Genomic DNA, 21115 nt, shown 5'->3' on the forward strand with positions numbered 1-21115 from the left:
GGAAGAGCCGGGACAGGTACTAAAACGAATGGTCGTGCGGAGCACAGCCGAAGCAGCTCGTGTGGATTGGTAACTCGCTTATTCAACGGTTGAATCACCGTTGAAGTAGAGCTGCTTCGGCTACGCTCCGCAGGACGTTGCACCGTTCCCGAATCTCCGCACTTCCTCGAAACTTTTCGCTGCCTCTGCCTCTTGTAGCCACTTCTGTAGCTTTAAAATCCCAACGATATGAAAGTTGAAATCTGGTCCGATGTGGTATGCCCGTTCTGCTACATCGGCAAGCGCAAATTCGAAAAAGCCCTGGCCGGCTTCGCCCACCGCGACGAGGTAGAAGTAGTATGGCACAGCTTCCAGCTCGACCCCAACTCTGAGCCCTTGCCCGGCCAAAGCATCCATGACTCGCTGGCCAAAAAAAAGGGCGTTTCCGTTGACGAAGCCCGCAGCATGGGCGAGTACGTAACCAAAGCCGCCGTCGAAGTCGGCCTGCATTACGACTTCGACCGCACCATTCCGGCCAACACGTTCCTGGCGCACCAGCTCATTCACCTCGGTGCCCACCACGGCAAGCAGGATGCCACCAAGGAACGCCTCATGGCTGCCTACTACCTCGAAGGTCAGAACGTGGGCGACCTCGACACCTTGGTAAAGCTCGGTACCGAAGTCGGCCTCCACGCTACCGAAAGCCGTGAGGCCCTCACGGCCGGCACCTACGCCAACGCCGTGCGCCTCGACGAGTACCAAGCCCAGCAAATAGGCGTTCGTGGCGTGCCCTTCTTCGTGTTTGAGGATAAATACGCCGTTTCCGGTGCCCAGCAGCCCGAGCTATTCGCCGAAGTGCTGGAAAAGGTATACGACGAGTTTAAGCCTAAGCTGACACTGGTAGCCGATGGCGCGGTGTGCGGGCCGGAGGGCTGCGACTAAGCGCCTGCTTTCACCTGACCGCAAATAGCCCGTTGTGCTGAGGACTACCGAAGCATGGCGGGCTGTTTTGTCGTTCGGGCCTACGCCCGTCGCATGGGAATGTGCGGAATACCGTCTTCCACATACATTGGCCCGCATTGCTCATACCCGAATCCGTTATAAAAGGCCTCTAGATGCTGCTGGGCCCCAATCTTATTGGGTTGCGGGCCAAATAGCGCGTCGGAATGCGCCAGCGCCTGCCGCATCAGCTCGCGGCCCAGCCCATACTGCCGAAACGGTGGTGCCACGATGACGCGCCCAATGCTGGCTTCGGTGTAGCACTTGCCGGCATCGAAGAGGCGGGCGTAGGCGGCCAGCTCGCCGGCTTCGTTGTAGCCCAGCAGGTGGTAGGCGTCGGGGTCTTGGCGGTCAATGTCTTGATAGGCGCAGTTTTGCTCTACCACAAACACCTCCGAGCGCAGGCGCAACACGTCGTAGAGAATGAGGGGGGGAAAGGATTCGAAGGGAAGGCAGTGCCAGCGGATGGTCATAAGAAGCGTTAGTTTTTGGGCATTTTGGCTACCTCTTCCAAGGTCACCACGCGGTAGGAAATGCCCATGATGGCGGCATTCTCTTCCACGGTATTCTTGAAGCCAGCCTTCTGGCGGCGCGTATTTACCCCGGCCACATCCTTGATTGGCCATACAAATGGGCGCTGGCTTTCGCGGCGGCCGGTGGCCGGGTTGGTCACATTGTAGCCCATGGCCTGGGTGCCGTAGAGCTGTTCTTTGCCCTCGCGCATAAGCTGGCGGTCCAGCATCTGGGCGTAGAAGTAAAAGGGTAATTCGCCTTTGTTAGCAGCTTTTTTGATGAGCGGCAGGTAGCGGTCGATTTCATCGGAATGCTGGATGACGTACCAGGCGGCTTCGTTTGTGGGCTCACCCACCAGGGTCTTGCCGGGGTAGCCATACTGCTTTAAAATAAGGCGCATCCGCAGCAGATTCAGCGAGTCCGTCCGCATCATCTGACGGGGAATGTAAGTGGGCAGGCTCTGTCGCGTTACGCCCAGTGCCCGGGCCAGAGAGTCGGGCCGGAAGCGTTGATGCGGATTAAACAACATGCTCCGCCACTTTTGGTCGACGGCATAAATACTGTCCAGCTCCCGTTTCAGGTCCGGGTTGAACTGGTTTTGGGCCCGGCCTGAAAACGCCGCAAGCAGCAAAAGCAACAGGAGGGAAGCGGTGGCTTTCATGGCAAGGAGTGAACGGCAGGAGAAAGCCAGTAGCGCTCAAAAATAATTCCGGCCCGCTGCATATGCAGCGAGCCGGAATTAATAAAAAAGGATGCAAAAGGCCGCAGCTTTTATTTTTTCGGCGCCGGCGAGTTGTTCGCGCTTTTGCTGATGCTTTCGATGTTACTGCTGCCTGTGGCCCCGGCCTGGCGCGTCGACTTAGTCGTTGAGCTGGTGCGCGAAGCCTGGGTAGCGCCAGTGGCCGGTGCCGTATTAATGGGCTTATCTGTGCGCTGCCCTTTGGCCGGCGAGGCCGTGGGCCGCGAATTAACGGCCGATGGCGCGGGCGTATCCGCGTTGTTGGTTGAGGAACGCTGCGCCGCCGAGCCGGACCCACTCCGGGTAGGAGAAGTCTGGGCCGAAGCAGTGGTGATAGTCAGGGCTAAAGCGGCTAAAACAAAAAGGCTTTTCATAACAATGGAAGTTGAAAACGTGGATAAGGAATACTAGGCCTTACGGCGTTTCAACGGCCACCGTTGGTACTGAAATGCCACTGTTTAGCTTGTTTGCATAGCCCGGTCCTTCCGAAGCTGTGCTTTTACTTCGGAGGACTCGCGCCTTACGCTGTCACGGCTTCCTCGCTGCTCAGCTCGTTGAGCACCCGCTTGGCCTGTTGAATGGAGCGCACTTCATCAAATGTCACAATCAATTGCTCCTTGTGCTCCTTCAGCTTGGCCGTGCGCGGGTGCGTCTGCACGTAGTTGAGGATGGTGCCGAACTGCTCGCCCTGGAAATAGGCTTTGTGGTCGTCATCAGCCGCCAGATAGCCTTTCAGGGTGTCGCGCTTGAGCGTGATTTTGGTGAAGCCCACCTTGCAGGCCTGCCAACGCAGCCGCACGATGTCGGCCAGCTGTTCCACTTCGGGCGGCAGCGGGCCAAACCGGTCCGTCATGCTCGTGAGCAGTTTCTGCAGCTCTTCCTGCTTCTGGGCGCGGTCGAGCTTGGCATAGAGCTGTAGGCGCTCCGACACGTTGCTCACGTACTTTTCCGGTATCAGGACCTGTTGGTCTGTTTCCACGTTGCATTCGCGCGAGCGGCCCGCGCCAGCCGCCATTTGCAGCCGCTGTGCCGAGTCGCCGAGGAACAGGTCGCGGAATTCAGTTTCCTTCAACTCCGTCACGGCCTCATCCAGAATCTGGTGGTAGGTTTCATAACCAAGGTCATTGATGAAGCCCGACTGCTCACCGCCCAGCAGGTTGCCCGCGCCGCGAATGTCCAGGTCGCGCATGGCCACGTTGAAGCCTGCGCCCAAGTCCGAAAACTCCTCCAGGGTACTCAGCCGCTTGCGCGCATCCGAGGGCAGGTTGGCCACCGGTGGCGTAAGCAAATAGCAGTAAGCCTTGCGGTTGGAACGTCCCACGCGGCCGCGCATCTGGTGCAGGTCGCTCAGGCCGTGCAAGTGGGCGCGGTTGATGATGATGGTGTTGGCATTGGGAATATCCAGGCCCGACTCGATGAGGTTGGTGCTCACCAGCACGTCGTACTCGCCCTCCACGAACTTCATCATGCGCTTCTCTAGCATGTCGCCCTCCATCTGTCCGTGAATGGTGGTAATGCGGGCATCGGGCACCATGCGCAGTATCATGGCGGCCTGTTCGTCCAAATCTTTCACGCGGTTGTGCACAAAAAACACCTGCCCGCCGCGCTTCAACTCCCGAGCCACCGCGTCTCGAATCAGAATCTCATCGAATACATGCAGCTCCGTCTGAACCGGCTGCCGGTTGGGTGGCGGCGTGGCAATTACGCTCAGGTCGCGGGCACCCATCAGCGAGAAGTGCAGCGTACGCGGAATCGGCGTGGCCGACAGCGTGAGCGTGTCCACGTTCACTTTCAGCTCCTTGAGCTTGTCCTTGGTTTTCACCCCGAACTTCTGCTCCTCATCAATCACCAGCAGCCCCAAGTCTTTAAACTTAATGTCCTTATTGGTCAGCCGGTGCGTGCCAATTAAAATGTCGGTTTTGCCTTCGGCCACGCGCTGGAGCGTCTCCTTGATTTGCTTGGTGGTTTTGAAGCGGTTGATGTATTCCACCGTCACGGGCAGCGTGGCCAACCGGTCGCGGAAGGTCTTGTAGTGCTGCATGGCCAGGATGGTGGTGGGCACCAGCACAGCCGCCTGCTTGCCATCGGCCACCGCCTTGAAGGCCGCCCGAATGGCCACTTCGGTCTTGCCAAAGCCCACGTCGCCGCACACCAGCCGGTCCATGGGATGGGGCTGCTGCATGTCGTTTTTCACGTCCTCGGTGGCTTTGGCCTGGTCGGGCGTGTCCTCGTAAATGAAGCTCGATTCCAGCTCGGCCTGCATGAAGCCATCGGGTGAAAAAGCGAAGCCCGGCGCCGTCTTGCGCTTGGCATACAGCCGGATAAGGTCGGCCGCAATGTCCTTCACCTTCTTCTTTACCGACTTCTTCTTGTTCTCCCACTCCGGCGAGCCCAGCTTGCTCATGGTGGGCGGCGAGCCTTCCGCGCCACTGTACTTCGCAATCTTATGCAGCGCGTGAATGCTCACCGTCAGCACATCGTCATCGCGGTATACCAGCCGGATGGCCTCCTGAATTTGCCCGTTAATGTCCACCTGCGTCAGCCCCGCAAAGCGTGCGATGCCATAGTCCTGGTGGGTCACGTAGTCGCCGGGCTGCAGGGTTTTCAACTCGCGCAAGGTCAAGGCCTTCTTCTTGGAGAATTTCCGGGTTTCCTGGGCCCGGTAGTAGCGCTCAAACAGCTGGTGGTCGGTGTACACAGCCAGCTCAAGCTGTTCGTCCACGTAGCCCTCGCGCAGGGCCAGCAGCAGGTGCTGGAACTGCACGTTGTTGTCCAACTCGTCAAAAATGGTCCGCAGCCGGTCGGCCTGGCGCACGGTATCGGCTGCAATTATCGTGGTGAAATTCCGCAGCTGGTTTTCGCGCAGGTTCTTCGCCATGCGCTCAAATTCCTTGTTGAAGCTTGGCTGTGGCTTAGCCGCAAACTGGAACGTTTCGGCATTCTTAAAGTGGAAGCGCTTGCCAAATTCCACTACCGCAAACTCATCCAGCAGCTTCTTAAAGCTCTTGCCTGATTCAAATAAATCGGCTGGCTTGCTCACAATCTGCATGCCATGCGCCTCGGCGAGCATCTGCTCGAAATTGGCTTCGGCTTTCTCAAACAGCTCGCTCACCACATCCAGCGTCTGCCGCACGTCCTTCACCCAAATGCAGGCCGTGCGCGGCAGAAAGTCGAAGAAAGCTTCCCGCGTTTCGTGTAGCATCTTCGTCTGCACATTAGGAATGATGCTGATGCTCGGCCGCGGCTCCACCGAAAGCTGGGTCTCGGGGTTAAACGTCCGAATACTTTCAATTTCATCGCCGAATAATTCCAGGCGAAACGGCAACTCATTCGCGTAGCTAAACACGTCCACAATGCCGCCGCGCACCGCATATTGCCCGGCCTCATACACGAAATCCGTCTTCTCAAAGTCGTATTCACCTAGCAATTCACCCAGGAAATTTACGTCCAGCTTGTCGCCCACTTTCGCGTTGAAGGTGTTCTTTACCAGGCTTTGTCGGTTGATTACCTTCTCCGTCAGCGCTTCCGGATACGTCACAATAAACACGCTGTTGCCGCTGCCAGCCGCCCGCGTGGTGTTCAGCCGGTTTAAGGCCTCGGCACGCATCAGCACATTGGCGTTTTCCGTTTCATCAAACTGATACGCCCGCTTGTAGGAGCTGGGGAACAGCAGCGCCTCCGGTCCCTCCGGCAGCAAGTGCTGCAAGTCGGAAAGGAAGTAAGCCGCTTCCTCTTTGTCGTGCAGAATGAACACGTGCGGGTGCTGTCCGTGCGCCACGGCTGCGGCTACCACGGCATCCTGGCTGCCTACTAGGCCACGCAGGTGCAGGCGCACGCTGCTGGGGTCGGGTTTGGCGGCGCCACGCAAGCGGGCGGCCAGGGTTTGCAGCTCGGGCGAAAGGCGATAGAGGCGGAGAAAGTCGGCTACTTGCACAAAAAATCAGGCTAGGGGAGCAAATGAACTAGCCCGGCCAGAGTAATTCCTGGTCGGGCAGCGGGGTAAATACACGGGAGCGGCAGCGAAGGTTTCCGGGGCTGCCCGTAGCTTCGTTGCCAGTTTAGTTGTCAGGCCAACAATAGTTCGTGCAGCCAACAAACCAACAACTGACGCCTACAAACTAACGCATGCGCGGCTCTTCTCATCTGGCCATCGGCCTCATCACCGGCGTGGCCATTGCCGGGCTGGCTCCCAGCATCCCGTTCTCGCTGGCCGGCATTGCGCTGGCCGGCTTCTCCAGCCTCGCTCCCGACCTCGACCACCCCGAAAGCCGCCTCAGCAAGCGCCTCGGCTTCACGCAGAACTACGTGCGCTGGGCCTTTGCTTTTGGGGCGCTGGCTCTGGCGGCCTACGCCTACTTTCAAACGCGGCCCGGGGCCGAGCAGCGCCTGTACTACACCGGCGCGCTGGCCTTCGGGCTGATTGGCGTGGGCATGCAGGGCGGTTCGGCCCGGCGGCTGGCACTGCTGTTCACTGGGCTGGCCACGGTGGTGGCGGGCCTCTACACCGAGCAGCTTTGGCTGAGCCTGTTGGGCACCTTTGTGGCGTTGGCTCCCTTCACCACGCACCGTTCTTGGACGCACACTCTTTGGGCCACCGCACTCTGGACCTACATCGGCCACCTGGCCGACCAGCACCTCGGCTGGCGCGGTGTGGCACTGTATGCAGGCGGCGGCTACGTGTCTCATTTGTTGGCTGATACACTGACGAAGTCGGGGGTTCGCTGGTTGCTGCCGATTCCGCTTTGCTTCAGAGTTCCGCTCATCAGCACCGGTTCGGCGAGTGGCAACGCAATGGAGGTGGGCATTTGCGTCGGCTATGCCCTGCTGGTGCTGGGACTGGTAGTGGGCCACATGGGTTTCTAGCCCGAAAATGCCCCAAAGCAGTTCAGCAGGGCCGTAGCGTAATGTATATGCTTGTTGCAAAAGTCAGCCAAGTACATTAGCTTCGCAGCAGATATGCCGGCCGCTTAGGCATGTATTGGTATTGCTTCGTGTTATTATTCTGCGTTTTCAATCGTTTGCGACGCCAAATATTCATAAAACCCAATTAATTTACCTTTCCACGCCGATTTTTTGCCTGCTACTCAGGCAGCTTCGCCGGGCCACAACTCCTCGTTATTCCGAACCGCCAAGAATTTGTGCCGGAATCCTCATTCCGCACAGTTCGCAGGGTTTTTTCGATTGTGCAACCCTCTTCCCACTCCTAACACATTTCTTAACTTTACTTAACGCATCCAATGAACCAGATGAACAGCCCCTTGATTCGGGTTGGTGTCTTTTATGACGGCAACTATTTCTTAAAAATTAGCGACTATTATTATTTCCAGCACGAGCGTAAGGCGCGCATCAGCCTTGAAGGTTTGCACGAATACATTCGTCATCAAGTTGCTGAAGAAGAAGATGTAGATGTTCGTCTGGCGCAAATTACAGATGCTCATTTTTTTCGCGGCCGCCTCTCAGCTACCGAAGCCCGCGACAAGGACCGCCTGTTCCATGACCGCCTGCTCGACGACATTCTGATGAACCTGGGCGTGCAAACGCACTACATGGCCCTCAAAACCCGCGATGGCCGCCTCCAGGAAAAAGGCATCGACGTGTGGCTGAGCCTCGAAGCCCTAGAACTCGCCCTGCATAAAACCCTCGACGTGGTCGTGCTCATCGCCGGTGATTCCGACTATGTGCCTCTCATCCGCAAGCTCAACACCGTGGGCACCCGCGTGATGCTGCTGAACTGGGACTTCAAATACGAAGATTTCAAAGGTGAAACCCGCGTTACGCGCGCCTCACAGCAACTGCTGGAGCAAGTGACTTACCCAGTGGCCATGCACGACGTGATTGACCGCGGCCTGGAGCAGCAGGACGAAGTGGTGGAAGCCATGTTCGTGAACCAGTCGGAGCCTGCTGCTTTCGCGCCCAGCACGGCTGCTGCACCCAAACTGGCCCGTCCTACTGGCCCTACCGCCGCTGGCCCCGTGGGTACGCTCGGCATGAGCACCATCAAAAATCTGAAAAACGGTTTCGGTTTCGTGGTAATGCCCCCGAACAACCTGTTCTTCAGCTACGCCGACCTAACTGAGGGTGACTTCAACGACCTGCGCGAAGGCGACTGGGTAGAATTCACCGTGGGCCGCAACCACCGCGACGAGGACTGCGCCCGCAACGTGCGCAAGGTGCCCGCTCCGCAAATGACCGACGGCGAGGACGAGTACGAGCCCGTAGGCCTGCACGCTTCGGCCGAACTGTAAGAGGCCGGCCATTGCGAGTGGAGCGAAGCGCAACGCAGCAACCAAACACCAGCGAAGCTAATTGGTCCTTTCAATACCAAGTACTTAGAAGATGTGAAAAGCCCCGGCACTATGCAGTGCCGGGGCTTTTTGCGTTTGAAAAGATATTGTCACAACTCAGGAATGGGCGTGTTGAGAGGACGGATTAGCTCCGCTGGCCGTTGTTTGCCACAACCTGTGGCCTTGCAATGCCAGGGTCACTCCATCACCAGCTTGGCAAAGTCGCGCTTGTTGGCCGGGTAGCGGTTAAACGTGCCCAGGCCCCGGGCTACCGCGACCTCTTCCTGCCCTTCTATTACCCGATAAATTATGCAACTGCTTACTAACAAGGAGTTGCCGGCGTGGTCGACCATGCCCCGGGCCACCAGCGCATCGTGCAGATGGACGGCGTGCAGGTAGTTCATCTTGAATTCGACCGTAGACACAAACTCCAGTTTAGTGAAGGCTAAGGTGAGGGCTGCCGCGCCCAGTGCCGCATCCATGAGGCCGGCCAGCACACCGCCGTGGCAGGTGTTGGGGGAGGAGAGGTGCTCGGCCTGCACAGTCATGCGGTATTCGGCTAGCCCGGGCCGGGGCACAGTAAGAACCATGCCATTGGTGCGGCCATAGTGGTTCATCTGATTATAGGCTGCTACCATGGTGGCCAGTTCAGGTAGGGAAGGAGAAATGTCTGACACAATAAGAAGCGGGTGGGTTTGGAAGTAAAGACGAAAGAATTGGATGCCGTGCATTCAGCCTTGCTAAGCATTTGTCCGGCTGATTATTCTGCCAATCAAGCAGAGACAGAGATTCTGTTGCTGAGGACCGTCTTGCACTAATTCAAATGGTGCAAATATGACAAGGTCTTTCGCAAGCTCTGGATAACGGGCATTATAGCAGCTTGCGCATCAAAAAGTGCAGTAGTACGCCAAATAATGTATGCGACGGCTCCACCACCACATAACCTAGCCGTTGGTAGAATCCCACAGCGGTTTCCCGCGAATGCAGCACAATTTCGTTGAGGCCTGCTGCTTGGGCTTGCGCTTCGAGATAGGTCACTACCTGCTGCCCCAGGCCCTGGCCGGCGGCCTCAGGGGCCACAGCCATGAATCGGATTTGGCCCTGGTGTTCGCCTATGGGCTGTAGCATGCCCACTGCCAGCGCAGTGGCTGCATCAGGGGCCAGAAGGAGGGCGTGGATGGTGTCGGGCTCCTCATCGGCGGGCACGCGCTCCGAGCCGACGGGTTGCTGCCAAGGTGCCCGCAATACGGCGTAGCGCAACTGATAGTAGGCTGTCCATTCAGTTGGGGTGCGAGGTGGATGAATAGGAAGAGACGCGGGTTTCATGAGGCAAGTATGAAGCAGAACCAGAACCAAGGCCCATTTGGGGCGTTACCTTTACGGCCCGGTCACGGCCGGTTTTCTCTTCAAAACTACATCCACCCCGCCATGGCATCCTTCGACATCGTGAGCAAAGTTGACCCGCAAACCCTGGAAAATGCGGTGAATACGGCCCAAAAAGAACTCCAGACCCGCTACGACCTGCGTGATACCAAAGGCGGCATCGAACTCAACAAAAAGGAAAACACCATTCTGCTCTCGTCCGAAAATTCCATGCGCATCAAAGCGCTGGAAGACATCCTGCTGGGCCGTGTGGTGAAGCAGGGCATCGACGGCACCAGCCTCGACTTCAGTGCTGATGAGCAGCCTAGCGGCCAGCTTATCAAGAAAACCATCAAGGTGCGCGCCGGCGTTGATAAGGAGTTTGGTCGCAAAATCATCAAGGCTATCAAAGATTCCAAAGTGAAGGTAGAAGCCCAGATGCAGGACGACCAGGTACGCGTAACATCCAAGAAAATCGACGATTTGCAGGCCGCCATCGCCGTGCTGCGTAAGGCCGATATCGGCCTGCCGCTGCAATTTGTGAACATGAAAAGCTAATGGTTGGATAAGTGAATTGGCTTCGGCTAGCACTTCCTGAAAAAAGCAGGCTCTATTGGTAATGCGCCGGGCCGTTTCACGATTCAGTGTTCCCCAATTTATTAACTCAGCCATTCACTCTTTTACCAATTCACTCCTTTAAATCCCCTGCCTTGTACGATTTTTCGGCCTTTGCCCACCCGGCTACCTGGATAAGCCTGCTTACCCTCACGTTCATGGAAATCGTGCTGGGCATCGACAATATTATCTTCATTTCCATCGTCGTCAACCGGCTGCCCAAAGCCCAGCAGGCGCGGGGCCGCACCATTGGCCTGCTGCTGGCACTGGTATTCCGCATAGGCTTGCTGCTGAGTATTTCCTGGATTGTTAGTTTGCGGAATCCGCTGTTTAACCTGCCGGATTTTCCATGGCTGGACCAACCCTTCGGCGTGACCGGTCGCGACCTGATTCTGCTGGCCGGCGGCTTGTTTCTGATGTACAAGAGCACCACCGAGATTCATACTAAGCTGCAAGGCGAAGAAGAAGAAGAAGTTGGTAAGGGCGGTAGTGCGTCGATGATGTCCATTATTGCGCAGATTGTGGTGATTGACATCGTGTTCAGCTTCGACTCTATTCTGACCGCCGTGGGCCTTGTAGACAACGTGCTGGTGATGATTGCCGCTGTGATTTGCGCCATGGGCATCATGTTGAGCTTCAGTGGTGTGGTAGCTAATTTTGTGAACAACAACCCCACCATTAAGATGCTGGCGCTGTCGTTCCTCATCATGATTGGGTTCATGCTGGTGATGGAGGCTGCGCACAAGGAAATCGAAAAGGGCTACCTCTACTTCGCCATGGCCTTCTCGCTGATTGTGGAGCTGCTGAACCTGCGCTTGCGGAAGAAAAACAAGCCCGTGCAGTTACGCGACTCGCAGTACGATTAAGACTTAACCGCCGAGCGCGCAGCAGAAAGGCGCGGAGGTTCGCAGAACGTTTTGCGACCTCCGCGCCTTTCTGCTGCGCGCTCGGCGGTTAAAACTAGGCTAGCGTCAGTACGGTAGCCGCCTGGTCGAGCACGCGGCGCTGGGCCAGCTCCAGCAGGCGGCGGTTGCATTCGGAGCGGTGTTGGCGGTAAAAGGCGTACTCCTCAGTAGTGAACTGGCCCGTTATCAGCCCTACCACGGTGTAACGCAGCTTGGTGTTGCGGCTCATCAGCTCAGCGAGTTGGTGGTGCTGGTCGGTGGGGCGTAAGGTGATGTGGTGTTCACGCACGAAATCAGCCACCACGGCTAGCAATAGGTCGTTTTGCAGCTTCAGGACGGGGCGCAGCGTGGCGTGGAGAAAGGCGCCAGCCGAGCCATCAGCATCGGTGGTTTCAGTGGGCACAGTGGGGCGCAGGTTCAGCAGGGCGTCGTTTGGGCGGATGTCAGCCATTAGGGTTGGGAAGTTTTGGTCGTTTTGATGGACAACAGTTGAAAACCTCTTTCTACACCACGCCCAGCTTCACCAGCGCGTCCCAGAGTACCACACCGGCGGCCACGCCTACGTTCAACGAGTGCTTGGTGCCAAACTGCGGGATTTCCACGGCCAGGTCGCACAGGGCTAATACGTCATCTTCCACCCCAAATACCTCGTTGCCCAGCACCAGCGCCAGCGGCTTGCCCGGCTCCGGCCGAAACTGCGAAAGCGAGACGCTGCCAGTAGTCTGTTCTACCGCCACTACCTGGTAGCCGACCTGCTTGAGCGCGGCCACGGCAGTCACCGTTTCGGCGGCGTATTCCCAGGCCATGGATTCCTCGCTGCCCAGCGCGGTTTTGGTGATTTCGCGGTGTGGTGGTCGCGGCGTGTAGCCACAGAGGTAGATTTTCTCCAGCGCAAACGCGTCGGCTGTGCGGAAGATGGCGCCCACGTTGTGCATGCTACGCACGTTGTCGAGTACCAAAACCACGGGGCTTTTGGGCGTACTTTTGAATTCATCCACCGAGGCCCGGTTCAACTCGGCCATTGTGAGTTTTCGCATGGAAATAGCGCGAACTTTGCGGTTCGCTTTGTCGGTTTAAAATAGGGCGGCCGCATGGTTTGGCGAAGTTTGCCAAGCAAAAGTCCGTGACTTCGAAAGCGGCTGCCACTTCCTTGTTCACACACCAAATCTGCGCGCCGCAAAGGTCGCGCTACTTGCCTTGGCTGCACCCAAAAAAGAATTCGTCATCAAGTCCGTTGGCCCCGACCACTTCACCGTGCCCATTCCGGCCGTGTCGGAAACGCCGCTGATGAAGCAGTATTACCAGCTCAAGCAGCAGCACCCGGGCGCGGTGCTCCTGTTCCGGGTGGGCGATTTTTACGAAACCTTCGGCGAGGACGCCGTCACAGCTGCGCGCATTCTCGACATCACGCTCACCAAGCGCGGGGCCGGCAGCAGCAGCGAAGTGGCCCTGGCCGGCTTTCCACATCATTCGCTCGACAACTACCTGCCCAAGCTGGTGCGCGCCGGCCAGCGCGTAGCCATCTGCGACCAGCTCGAAAATCCCAAGGAAGCGAAGGGCCTTGTGAAACGTGGTATTACTGAACTGGTGACGCCCGGCGTGAGCATGCACGACAATGTGCTCGAGCGGCGCTCCAACAACTACCTTGCGGCCATCCACTTTGGCAAGCAGGAGGCCGGTATTTCCTTCTTGGATATCAGCACTGGTGAGTTCCTGGCGGCTCAGGGCTCACTCGATTACCTGGGCAAGCTGATGCAGAATTTCAGCCCCGCCGAAGTACTGTTCTGCAAGAAAAGCCGGGGCGAGTTTGAGCAGCATTTCGGCCCCGACTATTGTACCTATGCGCTGGACGATTGGGTTTTTGGGGCCGACTACGCCCACGACACCCTCACGCGCCACTTCCGCACCACCTCGCTCAAAGGCTTTGGTGTTGATAACCTGAAGGAAGGTGTGATTGCGGCCGGCTGCATCCTGCACTACCTCGCCGAAACCAAGCACACCGACATCCAGCACATCGCCAGTCTCGGCCGTTTGGAGGAGGACAAGTACGTCTGGCTCGACCGTTTCACGGTGCGCAACCTAGAATTGGTGCAGGCCCAGCACCCCGGCGGCGTGCCCCTCATCGATGTGCTCGACCAGACCCTGACGCCCATGGGCGCCCGCCTGCTGCGCAAGTGGATAGTGCTGCCTCTCAAAGAAGTAAGCCAGATTCAGCGCCGCCTCGACACCGTGGCCGCGCTGGTGGCCGACGAGGAACTGCTCGGCGACCTTACCCAGCACCTGCGCCAAATCAACGACTTGGAGCGCCTGATTTCCAAAGTGGCCGTGCGCCGCGTGAACCCGCGCGAACTCCTGCAGCTGGCCCGCGCCCTCGAAGCCGTGGCTCCCATGCGCGAGCGGCTGGCTGCTTCCGGCGTGCGAGCGCTGGTGAAACTCGCCGAGCAGCTCAACCCTTGCACCAACCTGCGCCAGGAAATCATCGCTAAAATCAAGCCCGACGCGCCCATCCTCACCAACCAGGGTGGCGTGCTAAACTCGGGCGTCGATTCCGAACTGGATGAGCTACGTGCCCTGGCCTTCTCGGGTAAGGATTTCCTGCTGCAATTGCAGATGAGGGAGCAACGCAATACGGGCATATCTTCGCTGAAAGTGGCCTACAACAAGGTGTTTGGCTACTATCTCGAAGTCACCAACGCCCACAAAGACAAGGTGCCGGCCGAGTGGATTCGTAAGCAAACGCTGGTGAATGCTGAGCGCTACGTGACTGAGGAGCTGAAAACCTACGAAGAGAAAATCCTCAACGCCGAGGAAAAGCTGTTCATCATCGAGCAGAAAATCTACAACGACCTCGTGTTGGCCGCGTTGGATTTCGTGCCCCAGATTCAGCAAAATGCCCGCGCCATTGGCGTTACCGACTGCCTAGCCAGCTTCGCGCTCACGGCTCGGCAGCAGCGCTACGTGCAGCCCGTGGTGAACGACGGCACCGTGCTCGACATCAAAGCGGGCCGCCACCCCGTCATTGAGCGGCAGCTGCCACCCGGCGAAAGCTACATTCCCAACGACATCTGCCTCGACCAGGATGAGCAGCAGATTGTGGTGATAACCGGCCCCAACATGGCCGGTAAGTCAGCGCTGCTGCGCCAAACTGCCCTCATCGTGCTGCTGGCCCAAATCGGTTCTTTCGTGCCCGCCGATGCGGCTACGGTGGGTATTATCGACAAGATTTTCACCCGCGTGGGCGCCTCCGATAACCTGAGCAAGGGCGAAAGTACCTTCATGGTGGAAATGACTGAAACCGCTTCCATTCTGAACAACCTCTCAGACAGAAGCCTCGTGTTGATGGATGAAATCGGGCGCGGCACTAGCACCTACGACGGCATCAGCATCGCCTGGGCCATCGTGGAGCATCTGCACAACAACCCCAAAGCCAAAGCCAAGACCCTCTTCGCTACCCACTACCACGAGCTCAACCAACTGGCCGACGACTGCCCCCGCGTGCGCAACTACAACGTGGCCGTGAAGGAAGCCGACGGCCGTATCCTATTCCTGCGCAAGCTCCAGCCCGGTGGCTCGGAGCACAGCTTCGGCATCCACGTGGCCCGGCTGGCCGGCATGCCCACCAGCGTAGTACTGCGAGCCAATGAAATTATGCACCATCTCGAAGTGGAGCGTACCAGCGCCGGCGCCGAGGACGGCGTAGCAACAGAATTCGACGACGTACTGGCCGGTATCGAGCCCGGCAATGGGCGAGCGGGCATTGCCGTTCAGCCTGCCCGGCAGCCCGCCACACCGCAGCCCCGTGCCACGTCGGCTGTAGCTAATGCACCCCGGGCCCAACTCAGCATCTTCGAACCCAGCGACCCAGCCTTGGAGCGCATCCGCGAGCTGCTGCAACACCTCGATGTAAACACCCTTACGCCCATCGAGGCGCTTATGAAGCTAAACGAGTTGAAGCTGACGTTAGGGAAAGGTTAATTTTTTCGGGCTGAAAATGAAGTAGAAAGGCCTCTAGAATGAAAATTTCCACACCTACTACTTGCATCTCCAAAAAATCACCTTACCTTTGTCGCACCATTCAGCACAACGAAAATTGTTCTGAACCTCCTGCGAGAGTAGCTCAGTTGGTAGAGCGCGACCTTGCCAAGGTCGAGGTCGCGAGTTCGAACCTCGTCTCCCGCTCCAAAATAAAAAAACGCTGTCTCCGGGCAGCGTTTTTTGTTTACTAACCTTTCGTTATGGCCGCTATCCACAAGTGCCTGAGTGCCGCTGAATAATTCCAGTAGGCCATAACCGAAAGTCTGCCGGTGCTGAATGCCATTTAACTGATGCCAGCTGGCGGCAATTAGTAAGACAGTACACACAAGAATTACCAGGTTAGAATTGGATACCAGTCATTGTGCCGGGGCTGCCTGTAACTAGGGGGACGGCTCTAAATACTGGAGGCGGCATTTTCCTGGAAAAATATATTGGTCGAAAATTCGACTTATGCGCCACCTACTTGGCTTCGTAACCGATTGATTGAGCATAGACTAAAGCATCCAAAACGTGAAAGCCGTGGCTTGATTGAATGGTAGCAACAACCAATTCCGTTGGAACTTCATCACACCAATGGCATCAACAATGACCATCGAATTAGTAACTTGCGCTTGCTTTGCTCCAGTTGCCACGCATTAACAAATAATTATCGAGGTAAAAATCAACAAAGCAGAGAAGCAATAACTGCTTGAGCCAGAGTGGTGTAATGGTAGCCACGAGGGACTTAAAATCCCTTGTCTTCACGGACGTACGGGTTCGAGTCCCGTCTCTGGTACAAAAGCAAATCCCCGCTGCAGCTAGCTGCAGCGGGGATTTGCTTTAAAGGGAAATGATTTATTCAGAAACTGAATCAATTGGAAGAGTGGTAGTGGGGCGCGCAGGCTGTGGCCCAAAGCCAGCCCGAAACAGCACGTACAAGCCTGCTACGGGCAGTGGGCTGATGACGAAATCAAGCACCTGGCGGCTGAGGCGGTAGGCCCATTGTACGTTGCCAGCGAGTTTGCCAAGCAGGGTGATAGCCACGTAGACCAGCAAAGCACCCACATATAGCTTCCAAGCCATCCGCCATTGCATAGGCAACAGTACAAGCCACAGGAGCGCCAGGCAAATGCTGAGGTAGAGCACCGCGTAGGTCGCTACCGCCGGCAGCGGCCGCTTGGTAATGCCGCCATTGATGCCTTGCTGCATGGCATCGGCTACCCGGCTCAGGCCGGCAGCGGCCAGTGCCTGCTGCCACAGCGAAGTGATGGAAGCAAGGATGGAATCGCTGTAAACCCCGATGAGCAGCAGGGCTACGAGCAGCAGACCTATCAGCAGCCAGTGCTTTGGCCCGGTGCGCAGGCGTGGCGAAGGGGCAGGAAGGCCGTCAGAAGGTAAGGCCACGGGTAATGAGGCGGTCATTTAGCGGGCAGGTACGGCTAACCTCCGGGCCCAGAGCATCCAGAGGCCGAAGATGCAGCTGTACACGATGAAGGTGAACGTATAGTGGTGGTTAAAATCGACCGACTGGTGGGCATATTGCTGGTTGAGTGCCAGAGCGCCTACACGCAGCACGTTTAGTACCCAGATGAGTACCATGCCCGCCGGGATAAACCACAGCTTGCGTCGCCAAGGGCCCGGAAATGCCAACACAAAGCCGCTAAACAAAGCATAAAGCACCAACCCATTGCAAGGCGGGCCCACAATAACAGCCGCTCGCCCGTCCATCAGGAGCACGCTGGCATATGTTTTATCGAGGCTGGCGTCGAAGCCGAGAGCTTGTAGCAAAGCCATGCTGGTGCGTGAAATCTGGATGCACAAAGCGGTGTCGAGCCGGCCGTCGGGGGCAAGCCACTGCTCATATCCAAAAAACCATACCATGTACATCGCCGAGGCTACCAGAATGAAGCGAATGAGCAGTTGGTTGCCGGAGGGAGTGGCATTGGCTGGAATAGAAGGTTGCATAAGCTGGGAGGTAATACTGCAAAGCTGCAAAAAAGGCGGCTTTTCCGCGATGGGAAAGCCGCCTTTTCAATATTATTTCAATAGTAGCGAATGGCTTAGGATTTTTTGCGGCGATTACGCAGATGCTTGATGCCATAAGCGACACCACTGGCCAGCAACAGCGAAGCACCGCCATCGAGCGGGACGGCGGTAGGGTCGGGGTCGGGGGTACCGGGGCCAGGGCCACCACTACCGGGCTGGGCCATGGCGACACCGCCAACAGCAACTGCCAGCATTAGGGCTGGAAGCAAACGAGTGAGGAGAAATGATTTCATGCAGTAAGCTGTGAAAGTAGTTTGAGAGTTAGTAAGTAGCAGATTTAGTAAATGTAGAGCTATTATTTAAGAAATACTCCCAGCCGTAAGGCAGCTGGGAGTATTTTCTGATAAATCCAATTATTCAAGGACTACGCGTTTGGTAAGGAATTGGTTTTCGGCTTGCAAGCGCAGCGTGTAAACTCCAGTGGCAAGGTTCTGGGTGCTGAATTCTGCTGTAGCGCCAGCCGCCGTCAGGCCAATGGTGTGGGAGAGAACTACTTGTCCCAGGGCGTTTACCAACATGGCGTGTACTTCACGCTGGCCTGCCAGTGGTGGCAGCAGCACGGTGAAGCTGCCGTGGGCCGGGTTGGGGTAGAGGCTCACTGAAGCAGCGTCAAGCTCCAGACGGGTGGCCGTCACATTGGCCGGGCGGAACACTACGCTAAAGCGGCCGGCGCCGGCCGAAGCCGTGGCCAGGGCGAACGAGTAGCGCGTGCCCGCCGTGAGCTGCTGTTGGGTGCCGGTGAGGGCGTCGCGCAGGAATACAGTAGTTGCTCCGAAGTTGGCTAGCTCGGCAGCTTCGAAGCTGAAGGTGCCAGCCTGGGGAGCGCGTATCAGCAGCGGCACCACTACATCGGTGCGGGAGAGGGGGGCCAGACCGTTGATGGCCAATGCCTCGTTGCCACTCAGCGAAGCCAGGTCAAGACCGGTAGGATTGGCCAGCTTGATAGCGTCGTATTCGGGCTCGATGGCGGTAGTGGCGCCGGCCTGCAGGTACAGGAAGGTTTCATCGACGTGGCCGGCTCCGGTCAGGGTGAGGTGGAGCTGGGGCCGGGTGTCGTTGCCGCGCCCGAAGGTAGGCTGCGCGCCGAAGATGGTGACACGGTTGGCGTTGGTCAGATTTACCGAACCAGAGCCGCCAGGAGCCGTCACGCGGGCGAAGTAGCCCGAGCCAGCCACAATCAGCGGCGAGGCACCCACGCCGTTGTCGAAGCTACGGTAGGTGCCGGCGTACTGGCCGGTACTCTGGTACACGTACATGGCACCGTCCATGCCAGGGCGCTGACCAGCAGTTACGGTGCTCCAGTCCAGGGGCGAGGGGTAGGGGTTGCCCAGCAGCTGCCAGCCGGCCTGGGCATCGGTGCCCCGGCTCAGGGTGCCGGAGTTCTGCGTCGCGTTGTTGAACGTGCCCACGAAGTCGATGGGCGTGGCCGTTGCGGGTGCGTTCACGGTATAGCCGCGGGTGGGCTGCATTACGTCGCCGGGGCCGGTGGGCGAGAACCAGCCTTTGTCAAACGCACCGTAGGTAGAGGTAACGGTAGCAATGCGGGCTTGGTCGTAGCCGAACACCGTAGGGAAGGGCGTGACGAGGCTGGGGTTAGCAACGTTGTTGTAGGAAGTATTGAACGTAGGTGCGAAACCAGTGGTGGCTAGGTCGGCCAGCGTGGTGCTTTGCACCGGCGAGCTGAAGTGGCGGTAAGCCGGGCCGGTCACGGCGTTCGTGATGGCGCGCTGCATGGTGCCGATACCGGTTACGATGCCGCCGGTGTTGTCAATCAGGGCGGTGCCGCTAGCTGACGACAGCAGCGTGAAACCAAAGCCCGCAGTGGTGAGGTTGCCGCTTTGCAGATTGGCAACTTGCGCGATGCTCACGGCCTGGCTCAGGGTGAGGCCGGTGGCATTGTTTACCGTCAGGTTGCGCACGGTGGCGGGCAGGCCCGCGCCGGTTACCTGGGCGGCGGTGCCGTTATAGGTGTACGAGGCATCGGAAGCGTAGGTACGGGTGCCGGTGAGCTGAATAGCGCCAGTGGCCCCAGTAGGTGCAATCCCGGCCGGGTCACAAATGCGCAGTTCGGCACCGGTTTGCAGCACGAAGCTGCCAGGACCGTTCAGGGGCTGGCAGTTCTGGGCCAGTATACCGCCGGTTTGCACCGTCAGAGTACCATTCACGGTGAGCGTGCCAGTGAGGGTGGCCACGCCGCCGCTCTGTACGGTTACGTTGTTATAAGTGCCGCTCACGTTCTGCGGAGAGGTTACTACAAGGTTGGCCGGAGGCGCGGGCGCGCAGGTAACATTCAGTGCGAAAGTGCCGGTATTGCCGGCACCGAAGCGCTGCACCATAAAGTAGTATGTGGTGCCTACTACGCTGGTGAAGGTGACGGTAGAAGCCCCGCTGGAAGTGCAATTGTTGTCGTCATCGTTGCTACCCACGCAGGTAAGTGCGGCGCAAGTGCCGGAGTACACGAAGAGCTTGGTATCGATGGCGGTGGCGGCGGTACAGGTGGTCACCGTCACGACGTCGCCGGTGCCCACAAAAGAGTAGAACACACCCGGTGAAGAGGAGGGCGCGTTACCGCTACAGCTACCCGTAGGGTCGCCGGTGGTAGTGGCCCCGACAGTAGTGCCGTTCAGCGTCTGGCCACAGCTAATGACGGTGGCCGTGGCGCAGTTATCGTTGGCCGGCGGCAATGGCAGCGTGGTGAAGGTGGTGGTAACGGCCGTGGTGGAATCGCCGCCGGCGCAGTTGCCGATGACCGATACCGAATAAGTCGTGTTGGGGGTAAGGCCCGTCAGGGCGACCGGCGAGGTCGTGGGGGCAGGAGTAACCGTCGTGGCCGCGCCACCCGTGGGCCGATAAGTCACCCGGAAGCTGGTGTTGCCTGTGCCAGCCGTAAAGCCCAAGCTGGCCGTGGTCGTGGTGATGCTGCTGGCCGTCAGGGCCGTCGGGGCCGCACAGGCCGGGTCGGTCTGAGCACAGATGGTGAAGGTGCCGAATTCGTCGTTGCCGTATTCCCAGACGCGGGCGTAAAGGGTGGCGCCGGGCGTCAGGCCGGTGGCGCGAATGAAAGAGAAGGCGCCGGAGCCGCTGTCGTCGTCGCAGCTGATGAGCGTCAGGCTGCCGCAGCTGCCCGAGTACAGGGCCAGGCCGCTGTCGGAAATGCTCGTGCCCGTGCCCTGGTCGGTTTGCACCTGCACGATGCCGTTGGCCGGCACGGTGAGGCGGAACCAGACGTCGCCGCCCGAGTAGCTCGCGCAGCCCGGGGCCGGCGTGCCGGTGGTCGACGAAGCAGTGGCGCCCACGTTGGTGCCGTTCACAGCCGTGCCGCAGGTGCCCACGCCGATGCTGGGGATGGCTGTGGCCGTGGTACACTCGTCGTTGGCCGGTGGCAATGGCAGCGTGGTGAAGGTGGTGGTAACGGCCGTGGTGGAATCGCCGCCGGCGCAGTTGCCGATGACTGATACCGAATAAGTCGTGTTGGGCGTAAGGCTCGTCAAGGCCACCGGCGACGCCGTGGGAGCGGGGGTAACGGTGGTGGCCGCGCCACCGGTGGGCCGATAAGTCACCCGGAAGCTGGTGTTGCCGGCTCCGGCTGTGAAGCTCAAGCTGGCCGTGGTGGAGGTAATGCTGCCGGCTGAAAGGCTGGCTACTGGCGCACAGGCCGG

Annotated in this window: 18 protein-coding genes and 2 tRNA genes; 8 read left to right on the forward strand and 12 right to left on the reverse strand. The window is 58.3% G+C overall.

All coding sequences use genetic code 11. From position 1 onward, the window contains the following. The first annotated feature begins 228 nt into the window (after positions 1-228). Entirely contained in the window at positions 229-921 is a 693-nt protein-coding gene (locus J4E00_RS16490) for a DsbA family oxidoreductase (RefSeq protein WP_208176279.1), read from the forward strand. An 80-nt stretch (positions 922-1001) separates the two neighbouring features. Here J4E00_RS16490 and J4E00_RS16495 read toward each other — a convergent pair whose 3' ends face one another. The 4 genes from J4E00_RS16495 to mfd form a co-directional block, all read right to left on the reverse strand. Next, a complete protein-coding gene (locus J4E00_RS16495; protein WP_208176280.1) occupies positions 1002-1451 on the reverse strand; it encodes a GNAT family N-acetyltransferase in 450 nt (149 codons plus the stop codon). A gap of 8 nt (positions 1452-1459) precedes the next feature. Next, the gene (locus J4E00_RS16500; RefSeq protein WP_208176281.1) at positions 1460-2152 is read right to left on the reverse strand and encodes a DUF6624 domain-containing protein; all 693 of its coding nucleotides are present in this window, start codon (positions 2150-2152) and stop codon (positions 1460-1462) included. A 110-nt stretch (positions 2153-2262) separates the two neighbouring features. After that, positions 2263-2604 carry a hypothetical protein gene (locus J4E00_RS16505; RefSeq protein ID WP_208176282.1) on the reverse strand — a complete coding sequence of 114 codons (342 nt, stop codon included), beginning with the start codon at positions 2602-2604 and terminating at the stop codon, positions 2263-2265. A 146-nt stretch (positions 2605-2750) separates the two neighbouring features. Next, complete coding sequence (mfd, locus tag J4E00_RS16510; RefSeq protein ID WP_208176283.1) at positions 2751-6164, reverse strand: transcription-repair coupling factor; 3414 nt, start codon at positions 6162-6164, stop codon at positions 2751-2753. A gap of 191 nt (positions 6165-6355) precedes the next feature. Between mfd and J4E00_RS16515 the strand changes: the two genes are divergently transcribed. Then, entirely contained in the window at positions 6356-7093 is a 738-nt protein-coding gene (locus tag J4E00_RS16515; protein ID WP_208176284.1) for a metal-dependent hydrolase, read from the forward strand. A 383-nt stretch (positions 7094-7476) separates the two neighbouring features. Further along, positions 7477-8475, forward strand: coding sequence for an NYN domain-containing protein (locus J4E00_RS16520; protein WP_317196638.1), 999 nt, complete (start codon positions 7477-7479; stop codon positions 8473-8475). A gap of 236 nt (positions 8476-8711) precedes the next feature. Here J4E00_RS16520 and J4E00_RS16525 read toward each other — a convergent pair whose 3' ends face one another. Together J4E00_RS16525 and J4E00_RS16530 are read right to left on the reverse strand one after the other, a co-directional pair. After that, on the reverse strand, positions 8712-9191 hold the full coding sequence (locus J4E00_RS16525; protein WP_317196639.1) for a PaaI family thioesterase: 480 nt from the start codon (positions 9189-9191) through the stop codon (positions 8712-8714). A gap of 193 nt (positions 9192-9384) precedes the next feature. Next, positions 9385-9840 carry a GNAT family N-acetyltransferase gene (locus J4E00_RS16530; protein WP_208176287.1) on the reverse strand — a complete coding sequence of 152 codons (456 nt, stop codon included), beginning with the start codon at positions 9838-9840 and terminating at the stop codon, positions 9385-9387. A 102-nt stretch (positions 9841-9942) separates the two neighbouring features. Between J4E00_RS16530 and J4E00_RS16535 the strand changes: the two genes are divergently transcribed. Next, complete coding sequence (locus J4E00_RS16535; RefSeq protein ID WP_208176288.1) at positions 9943-10434, forward strand: YajQ family cyclic di-GMP-binding protein; 492 nt, start codon at positions 9943-9945, stop codon at positions 10432-10434. Positions 10435-10586: 152 nt separating this feature from the next. Next, positions 10587-11357: a TerC family protein gene (locus J4E00_RS16540; protein ID WP_236049853.1), complete on the forward strand. Its 771-nt coding sequence runs from the start codon at positions 10587-10589 to the stop codon at positions 11355-11357. 94 nt (positions 11358-11451) lie between these two features. On the opposite strand, the gene J4E00_RS16545 is transcribed toward J4E00_RS16540, so the two are convergent. Continuing rightward, complete coding sequence (locus tag J4E00_RS16545) at positions 11452-11847, reverse strand: hypothetical protein (protein ID WP_208176289.1); 396 nt, start codon at positions 11845-11847, stop codon at positions 11452-11454. A 52-nt stretch (positions 11848-11899) separates the two neighbouring features. Continuing rightward, positions 11900-12433 (reverse strand): RNA methyltransferase, encoded by a 534-nt coding sequence (locus tag J4E00_RS16550; protein WP_208176290.1) that lies wholly within the window; start codon positions 12431-12433, stop codon positions 11900-11902. Between the two features lie 250 nt (positions 12434-12683). Here J4E00_RS16550 and mutS point away from each other — a divergent pair, with 250 nt between their 5' ends. The 3 genes from mutS to J4E00_RS16565 all read left to right on the forward strand — a co-directional run bounded on the left by mutS (position 12684) and on the right by J4E00_RS16565 (position 16206). Next, positions 12684-15371, forward strand: a complete 2688-nt coding sequence (gene mutS, locus J4E00_RS16555) for a DNA mismatch repair protein MutS (protein ID WP_208176311.1) — start codon at positions 12684-12686, stop codon at positions 15369-15371. A gap of 131 nt (positions 15372-15502) precedes the next feature. Continuing rightward, positions 15503-15578, forward strand: a tRNA-Gly gene (locus J4E00_RS16560). A 545-nt stretch (positions 15579-16123) separates the two neighbouring features. Then, a tRNA-Leu gene (locus J4E00_RS16565) sits at positions 16124-16206 on the forward strand. A gap of 59 nt (positions 16207-16265) precedes the next feature. Here the strand turns inward: J4E00_RS16565 and J4E00_RS16570 are convergent. The 4 genes from J4E00_RS16570 to J4E00_RS16585 all read right to left on the reverse strand — a co-directional run. Then, a complete protein-coding gene (locus J4E00_RS16570; protein WP_208176291.1) occupies positions 16266-16832 on the reverse strand; it encodes an XrtX-associated membrane protein in 567 nt (188 codons plus the stop codon). Then, complete coding sequence (gene xrtX / locus J4E00_RS16575; protein ID WP_208176292.1) at positions 16833-17375, reverse strand: exosortase X; 543 nt, start codon at positions 17373-17375, stop codon at positions 16833-16835. 95 nt (positions 17376-17470) lie between these two features. Beyond that, positions 17471-17689, reverse strand: coding sequence for a PID-CTERM protein-sorting domain-containing protein (locus J4E00_RS16580; RefSeq protein WP_208176293.1), 219 nt, complete (start codon positions 17687-17689; stop codon positions 17471-17473). Positions 17690-17809: 120 nt separating this feature from the next. Then, positions 17810-21115, reverse strand: a 3306-nt coding sequence (locus tag J4E00_RS16585) for a fibronectin type III domain-containing protein (protein ID WP_208176294.1), incomplete at its 5' end; no start/stop codon positions are given.

The sequence above is a fragment of the Hymenobacter negativus genome (genome assembly GCF_017571495.1).
In the GTDB taxonomy this organism is placed as follows: Bacteria; Bacteroidota; Bacteroidia; order Cytophagales; family Hymenobacteraceae; genus Hymenobacter; species Hymenobacter negativus.